Origin of the sequence: Parafrankia sp. FMc2, from assembly GCF_041008525.1 — a bacterium.
Classification (GTDB): Bacteria; Actinomycetota; Actinomycetes; order Frankiales; family Frankiaceae; genus Parafrankia.
Genome location: NZ_JBFLUG010000319.1, coordinates 1 through 2,774 on the forward strand (window position 1 = coordinate 1; position 2,774 = coordinate 2,774).

2 protein-coding genes are annotated in these 2,774 nt (G+C 65.6%); both read left to right on the plus strand.

All coding sequences use genetic code 11. The annotated features are described in order from the left end of the window. A partial coding sequence (locus AB1460_RS36740) for a Hint domain-containing protein (protein ID WP_368967123.1) occupies positions 1-1,005 on the plus strand: 1,005 nt, incomplete at its 5' end. Between the two features lie 454 nt (positions 1,006-1,459). Beyond that, positions 1,460-2,774 (plus strand): IS1380 family transposase (locus AB1460_RS36745; RefSeq protein WP_368967125.1); only part of this gene is annotated, 1,315 nt, incomplete at its 3' end.

The following is a 2,774-nucleotide window of genomic DNA, read 5'->3' on the forward strand; positions in this document are numbered from 1 at the left end:
CCCCAGTGCAAAGCCCCCCTGCGCTGCATCGGCGACACGCCGAAACCCGTCAACCAAACCCGCGACAGAATCACCCAGGAAACCCGCGACCAGCTCGAGGACGCCCTCGACCGCGAACCCTCAAACCCCGACTGCGCCTCCACCCAGCCCGGAACCACCCCCCTGGCCGACACCTGCCAACCCCAACGCCCCGACCACACCGAATCCTGCACCCTCGACAACAGCTTCGACGGCGACACCCCCGTCCTCCTCGCCGACGGCACCACCACACCCATCCGCAACATCAAAATCGGCGACCGCGTCCTCGCCACCAACCCCGACACCGGCCGCACCGAACCCCACACCGTCACCCACCTCATCGTCGGCACCGGCGACAAACACCTCGTCGACATCACCGTGGACACTCGCGACGGCCCGGCGGTTCTGACTGCCACTGGCGGCCACCCCTTCTGGGACACCACCGACCGCGAGTGGGTTGACGCCGACGACCTCACCCCCTCCGATACACTCCGTACCCCCGACGGACACACCGTCTCCGTCGCCGGGACCCGCGAGTACCAGCAACACGACACCGTCTACAACCTCACCGTCGACACCCTCCACACCTACTACGTCCTCGCAGGAACCACCCCCGCACTCGTCCACAACGCTAGTTGTAGGACTGTCGTCGAGAATCAGGCGGGCCGTTTTGGAGACCTCGATCCGGGCATACCGGGAGACGGGTTGACACCGCATCATATGCCGCAGGCGGCGCTTAATTTCCTACCGAGTCGCGAAGGGGGTGCAATCGTAATGCGACAGTCTGACCACATCCTCACCCGGACGTATGGCCCTCGAGGTCGAGCGACTAGGGCGGCCGAATCAAATCTTTCCTTCCGAGAGGTTTTGGCTAGAGATATTTGGGACATGCGCCGGATAGGTCAATCTCGACACGGGGACCCCAGTTATTTCAATCCTGGAATTCGCGGGCTCCTCTCGTACTATCGGCGTATCGGAATTATGTAAAGAGGCTCAATGGCGGTTAGGCGAGAAATTGAACGCCTTGTTGCACTTGGAAAACTTCCTTCGGAAGAATCTGAAGAGGAGAAGATATCTCAGGTCGAACAGTTGGTGCATGCGATCAGTATGCCCGTCTCAGACGAGGAGGCCCAGCTCCTCGCTACCATCTTCGGTCCAGATGACTGCTACGGAATATCCTGGACCCTGCTACATATAATTGAAACCGCTCCGAACGCCCGCAGCGCGACCTATGAATGCAACAAGAATAATCTGTGGGTTAAACTTTTAAATGCCAGAGTTGCTGCGGCGCAATAAATGAGTCGAGTAGGCCACGCTTAGCCTGGATGCACCGTCGTTTATGGCTGACCGTTGGGGTTCCTGAACGCGGAAGTGCCCTCTGAGCTGGGAGGATGGGAGTTCTCTACGCTTCCGTCCGCCAGATCGAGAGGGCACTTCGCAGGTGCGATTGTTGCATGCGGCGTCGAGGACGCACGCGCGGTTCGACGACCCTGACCTGATCGGCTGCGCGGGGCTGGTCCCGGTGGTGCGCCTGGCGGAGCAGGCCGGCCTGTCCGAGCTCCTCGACGAGCATTTGCGGCCAGTGGACCCGCTCGGCGTGAACGCCGCGGTGAAGGTCGGGTGCCTGGTCGCGGGCATGGCTGCCGGGGCCGACAGCATCGAGGACATGGAGCTGCTGCGGGACGGGGCGGTCGGTGAGCTGTTCGCCGGGATCCGGGCCCCATCCACGCTCGGGAGCTTCCTGCGTGCCCTGGACTGGGGGAACATCCGTCAACTCGACAAGGTCAACCGGCTGTTCCTCACCGCCCTGGCTGGACGGACACCGCTGCTGCCTGGTGCCGCGACGTTGGCGTTCCTCGACGTCGACTCCAGCCAGCGTCGGGTGTTCGGCCCCGCCAAGCAGGGCGCCGCGTTCGGCCACACGAAGATCGCGGGGAAGTCGCTACTGGTCCGTGGCCTCAACGCGCTGGTCGCCACCCTCTCGACCCCGCACTGCGCACCAGTGATCGCCGGCACCCGGCTCCGCGGCGGGAACGCCGGCTCCGCCCGCGGCGCCGCCTCGTTCGTCGCCGAGGCCATCACCACCGCCCGCCACGCCGGCGCCACCGGCACCCTGATCGTCCGCGCCGACTCCGCCTACTACTCCGGGACGTTCGTCGCGGCCTGCCGACGAGCCGACGTCCGGTTCTCCGTCACCACCCCCGTCGACACGAAAATCCACCGTGCTGTCACCGGTATCCCCGAGGACGCCTGGACCCCGATCCGCTACCCCCGCGCCATCTGGGACGAGACCAACAATGCGTGGATCTCCGACGCCGAGATCGCCGAAGTCGACTACACCGCGTTCGCATCCGGCCGTCACACCACCCACGGCCGGCTGATCGTGCGCCGGGTCCGCGACCAGAACACCAGCGGCCAAAAGGAACTGTTCCCTACCTGGCGCTACCACACCGTGTTCACCGACAGCCCGTTCCTGCTCGCCCAGGCCGAAGCCCAGCACCGCGACCACGCCCAGATCGAACAGGTCCTCGCCGACCTCGCCGCCGGACCGCTGGCGCACCTGCCGTCCGGGGTGTTCACCGCGAACGCCGCCTGGCTCACCCTCGCGGCCACCGCGCACAACCTGCTGCGCGCCGCCGGCACCCTGGCCTCCGCCTTCCACGCCCGCGCCCGCGGCGCCACCCTGCGCACCCACCTGGTCAACATCCCCGCCCGCCTCGCTCGCCACGGCCGCGGACACATCACCCTGCACCTGC